At 49.7% G+C, this 3,297-nt stretch carries 1 protein-coding gene and 1 pseudogene; both read right to left on the bottom strand.

Annotation, left to right across the window (positions count from 1 at the left end):
* A pseudogene (locus tag ACTIE6_RS20915) lies at positions 1-401 on the bottom strand (hypothetical protein); the annotation flags it as partial.
* A 71-nt stretch (positions 402-472) separates the two neighbouring features.
* Positions 473-3,297, bottom strand: a 2,825-nt coding sequence (locus ACTIE6_RS20910) for a family 78 glycoside hydrolase catalytic domain (protein WP_439558482.1), incomplete at its 5' end; no start/stop codon positions are given.

The following is a 3,297-nucleotide window of genomic DNA, read 5'->3' as shown; positions in this document are numbered from 1 at the left end:
ATCCCTGCGTAAGCCTGCGGGATTAGCAGCTTACTGTATTTGCTCACATTGCCCACCACCTCTGCACCATACGGAAGCGTCCATTTCAGTTTTTTGCTTTCGTCTTTCGTCAACACACTTCTGCCTTCCACACCTACCCTCGGACTGAAAACCTGACCAGTAATCGGTACAACGCCCCATTGATTGGCGTGGAGCCAGAATGGAGTACGCGAGGCTGTGGATCCGTATGCAGCCAGTTCAACCCACGCCTTTCCATTTGACTTTGCAGAAATTGTGTCCTCCGGAGCAGTCTGTTCTATGGTCAGCGGGGATGATGCAACAGAAAAACTGCTGTTGAAAATGGCGGTGAATGCCAGCGTGTAGAAGATTGATTTCAAAGAGCCTGTTTTTTGTAAATCCATTAACAATAGCAAATTAGACGTTGAGTTCTGAGATTCTAACTGCAAAAGTTAACAAATAAATTGAAAGTACATCAATGCGGCGCGATAAACTCGTAGGTTCCTGAGCCCACCTCCACAAGTGTGTACCCCTCTTCTTTTCCCAAAATCTTCACCTGTTTCGATTGACTCATTTCGCGGCTATTCACGAAAACCTGGCCCTCGCTGAATCGCGGAATGTATATCCTGGCCTTTGTATTTACAGGTACTACAACTTTCATAGTCAGTCCATTCTGTGTTTTTGCCCATTCAGAAACGATCACCCCGTTTATTGTCCGCAAACTGGCTGCAAGTCGACTGATACCCTCCCGCCCCATTCCGTCAGGCGCGATCTCGGGCCGGATATCAAATTCTGCATAGCCTGGCTTGGTTGCCTTGATGCCCGCCGCATTACCAAACATCCATTCACAAACCGCGCCGAATGCATAGTGACTGAACGAGTTCATTGCCGCATTGTATTTGAATCCGTCTTCTTTGGTAAAGCTGTCCCAGCGTTCCCAGATGGTAGTCGATCCGTTTTCAACTTCAAAACCCCATGAAGGAAATTCTTTGCTGAGAAAAAGCTTGTAAGCCATATCAGAGTGACCGGTAGCCGAAAGCGCGGGCAGCAGCGGCTTTGCTCCAAGAAACCCGGTCGCCAGCCTTCCACCATTCTCTCTCAGCAGCTCAGCCAGCATATCTCCTGATTTTTTCATTTCAGCCGGATCAATGATGTTCATATAGATCGCATTTGCGTAGGCAGTCTGAGTGTGACCGGTAAAACCAAGTGCACCATCCACATAGCCCGCACCATCGCCGTAGGCTTTCTGATCACATTTAAAGCGACCTTCCGAATCGGTATAATGCGCCAGAACCGCCTTTCTGACTTTCGCCCCAGTTTCGGTAAAATGCTGTTTGTCTTTCATGTTGCCAGTTGCCTCTGCCATTTCGGACATTAAGTCGGCGCAGTACGCATAGTAAAAGGAAGCCAGCAGATCAGGCGGTGTTTTCTTGCCGAATGACAGCCAATCCCCAAAACCACCTTTGGGATCGATATCTGCAAATGCATTTTCCTTGAAGACGTAGGCTCCATTACTTCGTTTTTCCAGAAAATCCATGAAAGCTGTCATATAAGGCCAGCCTTGACTGATCATGCGCGTATCCCCGTAAGCCCGATAAATCTGGTATGGACAAATAATTCCCGCCTCCATCCAGCCGGGTGAAAAGGTGTCGGTTTTCCGCAAATCGGGTGCGGGTGCGTACAGTGGGTATGCGCCGTTTTCCCGCTGGCCATCGTTTAGATCTACCACCCATTTGGTAAAAAATGAAGCAACATCGCGGTTGAAAGTGGCTGATTTTACGTAAACCTGCGCATCGCCCGTCCAGCCAATCCGCTCGTCACGCTGCGGACAGTCCGTGGGAATGTCAATATAATTCGCCCGCTGCGTCCAGTCAATATTGCTATACAGCTGATTGACCATTGCATTATCCGTTTTAAATGTGCCTACTTTGGGAGTATCCGATCCGATTACGAGCCCGGTTATGGTTTGATTGTCTGGTGCGTTACGAAGTCCATTGATCTGGACAAACTGAAATCCGTGAAACGTAAATTTCGGCTGCCAGACTTCCCCGTTGGGATCACCTTTGAGAATGTAAGTATCAGTTGCGCGCGCCATTCGTAAATTCTCAGTCATCAGTCTGCCGTCAGGATGCAGCTTTTCGCCGAACCGCAGCTGTATGGTATCCCCTGCCCTGCCTTTGACTTTCAGCCTGACAATGCCCGCGAAATTCTGGCCCATATCCATAATATAAGATCCGTCAGGCCTGCGATTTGTTGTTTTTACCGAAAGTGTTTGGGTGATACGAACCGGCGGGCCGGGATAAACCTGCAATTTCCGCTCTGGCTTATCAGGAAATACCTGCGCCGGTTTCCATTTCTGATCATCAAAGCCCACTATATTCCAACCCTTCTCTTCCAGGCGGGCATCATATGTTTCTCCATTCAAAAGATCAGATTCCAGGAGTGCGCCCTGACTGGCTTTCCAGCTTTGATCGGTCACGAGTATCTCGCTGGTTCCATCCTGATAAGTGATTTCCACTTGTGCTTTCAGGAGCGGTACTTTTCCGTAAAATGCGCGTACTACCGGATTTTGAACCAATAATGAATAACCGAGATAGCCCGCGTACCAGCCGTATGATAGCTGCGCAGCCAGTGCATTGGCGCCGCTTTTCAGATTACTGGTCACATCGTAAGTCTGATAGTAAACCCGCTTATCATAGTCTGTCCAGCCCGGCGTAAGAAAAGCATCGCCTATTTTTTTCCCATTGATCGAAAATTCATAAAGTCCGAGCGCTGTCACGTGCAGGGTTGCCCGTTTGATCGCCGGCTTCACGCGCACCTCTTTCCGCAGGTAAGGAGCCGGCGGCAGATGGTACACTTTTCCTCTTCCCAGATGATCCAGATCCAGACCGATCCATTCAGCCTTCCATTCCGATTTATCAAGCAGTCCCATTTCCCAGCGAGCCACCTGGCTCCACGGACCAGCGACGCCATTCTTGTCCCAGCTCCGTACTTTCCAGTAACATCTCTGCCCCGATCTCAGCGGCTTTCCGGCATATTCAACCTGGTAAGTAGCGCGGGAAACTGTTTTTCCTGAATTCCAAAGATCCGCTGTGCTCTCGGTAAGCTCCTTTTCTGAGCTGGCGACGATGATCTGGTAAGCAGTTTGCAGCTGGTCAGACTGGTTAGAGGAAAGCTCCCAGCTAAGCCGGGGCGCCGGTACATCCGTCACCGGATTTTCCTTGTATTCGCAGCGTAGATAAGAGGCAGTGAGCCCGGCCGCTTTGAGGCCGGTAGCAGTAACCAGGATTGCCAATGCCA

This window comes from Dyadobacter sp. (genome assembly GCF_051859145.1).
GTDB lineage: Bacteria > Bacteroidota > Bacteroidia > Cytophagales > Spirosomataceae > Dyadobacter.
This window is presented reverse-complemented; position numbering and strand designations above follow the sequence as displayed.